Origin of the sequence: Azonexus sp., assembly GCF_036170495.1 — a bacterium.
Lineage (GTDB): Bacteria > Pseudomonadota > Gammaproteobacteria > Burkholderiales > Rhodocyclaceae > Azonexus.
The window spans coordinates 1-3,545 of record NZ_JAVHPH010000227.1 but is presented as its reverse complement, the minus strand read 5'-3'; the positions used below and the strand labels follow the sequence as shown (position 1 = coordinate 3,545).

Genomic DNA, 3,545 nt, shown 5'->3' with positions numbered 1-3,545 from the left:
CGTTGGCCACGTAGTCATAGACACCCGTGCCGCCCAGGGCCGGATCGACGAAGACACCGGTCAGGATGGCGCCGAGGATGCCGCCGATACCATGGACGCCAAAGACGTCGAGGGAGTCGTCAGCACCGAGCATCTTCTTCAGGCCATTGACGCCCCACAGGCAGACCACGCCAGCCAGCAGGCCGATGATGATGGCGCCCATGACGCCGACGAAGCCGGCCGCCGGGGTGATCGCAACCAGACCGGCAACCGCACCGGAAGCAGCACCGAGCATGGAAGGCTTACCCTTGAGGACCCATTCGGCGAACATCCAGGACAGCGCGGCACAGGCCGTGGCAACCCAAGTATTGACCATGGCCAGCGCGGCACCGCCAGAGGCTTCGAGGGCGGAACCGGCGTTGAAACCGAACCAGCCGAACCACAGCAGGGAAGCGCCGATCATCGTGAAGGTCAGCGAGTGCGGGGCCATCGAGACGTTGCCCAGGCCGGTACGCTTGCCCACCATGTAGGCACCGACCAAACCGGCAACAGCCGCGTTGATGTGCACCACGGTGCCACCAGCAAAGTCGAGGGCACCCTTCTGGAACAGGAAGCCAGCCGTCTTGCCGGCGAGGTCACCAGCGGCCGCATCGATGTAGGCATCCGGACCCGCCCAGTACCAGACCATATGCGCCATCGGGATGTAGGACAGGGTGAACCAGATGACCATGAAGACCAGCACGGCGGCAAACTTGGCACGTTCAGCGAAGGCACCGACGATCAGACCGCAGGTAATCGCCGCGAAGGCGCCCTGGAAGATCACGAAGGCCAGTTCGGAGATGACCACACCCTTGGAGAAGGTCGCGCCAACCGATTCAATCGTCACGCCCTTCAGGAAGAGCTTGTCGAGCACGCCGAAGAACGCGTTGCCTTCGGTAAAGGCGGCGGAGTAGCCGTAGATCACCCAGAGAACCGAGATCAGCGAGAAGGTGACAAAAACCTGCATGAGCACCGAGAGCATGTTCTTGGTCCGGACCAGGCCACCGTAGAACAGCGCCAGGCCGGGGATGGACATCAGGATGACCAGAGCAGCGCAGACCATCACCCAGGCGTTGTCGCCCTTGTTGGCGACGAGCGGGGCAGCGGCCGGGGCCGGGGCAGCTTCAGCCACCGCGGGGGCGGCAGCTGCCGGCGCAGCAGCCGGGGCGGTGGCAACGGCAGCTTCAGGCGCCGCAGCTTTTTCTTCAGCCCAGGCCGGCGCGCCGAAACCGACGGCGCCGACCAGAGCCAGCAATGCAAAGAGGCGTTTCATGATTTGTGGCTCCTTAGAGGGCATCGGTACCGGTTTCACCGGTCCGGATACGAATAACCTGCTGGACGTCGAAGACGAAGATCTTGCCGTCACCGATCTTGCCGGTGCTGGCCGATTTCTCGATGGCTTCGATGACCTGATCGAGCTGGTCAGCCTTGACGGCGGCTTCGATCTTGACCTTGGGCAGGAAATCGACGACATACTCTGCGCCCCGATACAGCTCGGTATGGCCCTTCTGCCGGCCGAAACCTTTCACTTCAGTGACCGTGATGCCTTGCACGCCGATGGCGGACAAGGCTTCACGCACTTCGTCAAGCTTGAACGGCTTGATGATGGCGGTTACGAATTTCATGATGGCTAGTTCCCCAGAAAATTGAGACTTTTGATTCCCCCGCCGGCGCCGGCCGGTGCACTAGCGGAGGAGGTTTTAAGCTTGCTTAGAAAGACTTGGATACGGAGAGGACGGCGGTTGCCTTTCCAGCGTAGATCTGCTTGCCGGTAGTCGGCTTGGTCCAGGTGTAAGACCCCTTGGCGGCGTCGGTGTCGACATATGCCAGACCAAACACGTAACCACCGATGTCCTTGGTCACGCCAAGTTTCCAGTCGGTGTAATCCAGATCATCCCGGTTCTTAACATCGGTGTAACCGACATGGCCATTGACGCCCCAGCCACCGCCGAGGTCATAATTGGCAGACAAGTCGAAATACCCGGTGTTCTTGGTGTCAGCAATATCAAAATAGTTGGTCAGGGCATGCGAGTACTTGAAGGTCACGAACTTCCAGCTGGCCCCAAGATAGATTTCAAGGTTATCAACCGCCTTACCAAGGCCATTGTTCGAACCCGGGTAGTAGTAGTACAGGGCACCCACATCAACACCGAAATCACCAAAAGCGTGCTTGTAACCGCCGTAAAGGTCCATTTCAAGGTTGCCCTCGGGAAAGCCGGCGTACTCGCTGATATTCGAGTTCCAGTTACCGACATAGACGCCGCTGGAATGCGAGTAGTCGAAGCCGCCTTGCAGGGCCGGCTTGCCGAAAGTCTGGTCGATACCGCGGAAACGATAGCTGGAGAACAGGCCGATGTTGCCGGTCAGGGTGTGATCGCTGGCTGGAGCAGCTTCTTCGGCAAAAGCCGGCGCGGCAAAGGCGCTAACGAGGGCCAGAGCGATGAGTGATTTCTTCATGTTTTCTCTCCTACGGATTGATTAAAGTAAAAAAAAGAATTTTGTGCAGTACAGCAATAGCAGAAGGCATGCCAGGGTGTTTTTTTGATCAAAATCAAAGGATTGCCTGCTTCCTGACGAATCCTGCGCCCTCCTGTCGCACCATTACAGTGCGGCTAGATAAGGTCACGCACCACGGGTGAGCAGCCGCCGAAAACCGCAATAATTCCGCTGTGTTAAACTCAAAACCTCCACGGAGGACAACATGCTCGACCCCAAGACACTTGAAGAATTTGGCGCCAAGATCAGCGCCCTGCTGGCCAACTCGCCGGCCAAGGACATTGAAAAGAATGCCAAGATGGTGATGAGCGGCTTTTTCGCCAAGCTCGATCTGGTAACCCGCGAGGAATTCGACGTTCAGACCCAGGTTCTCGCCCGCACCCGCGAAAAGCTTCAAACTCTCGAAGCCCGCGTCGACGCGCTGGAAAAATCCCGCTCGGGACAGTAAGCCAGTGGCCCTGGCCATCGCGCACAGTCGCGGACTGGATGGCCTCAACGCGCCGCCGGTCATCGTCGAAGCACATCTGGCCAGCGGCCTGCCAAGTTTTACCCTCGTCGGTTTGCCCGACACCGAAGTCAAGGAAGCGCGCGATCGCGTGCGCGCCGCCATTATCAATTCCGGCTTCGAATTTCCCGCCAAACGGATCACCGTCAACCTGGCGCCAGCCGACCTGCCCAAGGAATCCGGCCGTTTCGATTTGCCCATCGCCCTCGGCATTCTCGCCGCCAGCGACCAGATTCCCGCCAAGCACCTGGCCGACTATGAATTTGCCGGCGAGTTGTCGCTGTCCGGCGAGCTGCGCCCGATTCGCGGCGCCCTGGCCATGGCCCTGCAAACGGCCGGTCACGGCAAGCATTTCATCCTGCCCGAAGCGAGCGCCCGCGAAGCGGCGCTCATCGGCAGCAACGAAATCCTCTCTGCCCGCTCGCTGCTCGACGTCTGCGCCCACCTCGCCGAGCGCGAGATGCTGGCGCCGGCGATTGCCACGGTCAACCCGGAAAATCAGCCCATTTTCGCCGACCTGGCCGAG

Annotated in this window: 5 protein-coding genes; 2 read left to right on the top strand and 3 right to left on the bottom strand. The window is 59.9% G+C overall.

Going from position 1 to position 3,545, the window contains the following annotated elements; genetic code table 11:
* From ADADOO_RS07765 to ADADOO_RS07755, 3 genes are all read right to left on the bottom strand, one after another.
* Positions 1-1,291 (bottom strand): ammonium transporter (locus tag ADADOO_RS07765; protein ID WP_511276444.1); only part of this gene is annotated, 1,291 nt, incomplete at its 3' end.
* A gap of 13 nt (positions 1,292-1,304) precedes the next feature.
* The gene (gene glnK / locus ADADOO_RS07760) at positions 1,305-1,643 is read right to left on the bottom strand and encodes a P-II family nitrogen regulator (RefSeq protein WP_511276442.1); all 339 of its coding nucleotides are present in this window, start codon (positions 1,641-1,643) and stop codon (positions 1,305-1,307) included.
* An 85-nt stretch (positions 1,644-1,728) separates the two neighbouring features.
* On the bottom strand, positions 1,729-2,475 hold the full coding sequence (locus ADADOO_RS07755) for a TorF family putative porin (protein WP_511276441.1): 747 nt from the start codon (positions 2,473-2,475) through the stop codon (positions 1,729-1,731).
* Between the two features lie 244 nt (positions 2,476-2,719).
* On the opposite strand from ADADOO_RS07755, the gene ADADOO_RS07750 reads away from it, so the two are divergent.
* Together ADADOO_RS07750 and ADADOO_RS07745 are read left to right on the top strand one after the other, a co-directional pair.
* On the top strand, positions 2,720-2,962 hold the full coding sequence (locus tag ADADOO_RS07750; protein ID WP_511276439.1) for an accessory factor UbiK family protein: 243 nt from the start codon (positions 2,720-2,722) through the stop codon (positions 2,960-2,962).
* 4 nt (positions 2,963-2,966) lie between these two features.
* Positions 2,967-3,545 (top strand): magnesium chelatase domain-containing protein (locus ADADOO_RS07745; RefSeq protein ID WP_511276437.1); only part of this gene is annotated, 579 nt, incomplete at its 3' end.

Bases quoted from the DNA above. Each gene is read 5' to 3' on its own strand.
- glnK (WP_511276442.1), bottom strand. From the start codon at position 1,643: ATGAAATTCGTAACCGCCATCATCAAGCCGTTCAAGCTTGACGAAGTG.
- ADADOO_RS07755 (WP_511276441.1), bottom strand. From the start codon at position 2,475: ATGAAGAAATCACTCATCGCTCTGGCCCTCGTTAGCGCCTTTGCCGCG.
- ADADOO_RS07750 (WP_511276439.1), top strand. From the start codon at position 2,720: ATGCTCGACCCCAAGACACTTGAAGAATTTGGCGCCAAGATCAGCGCC.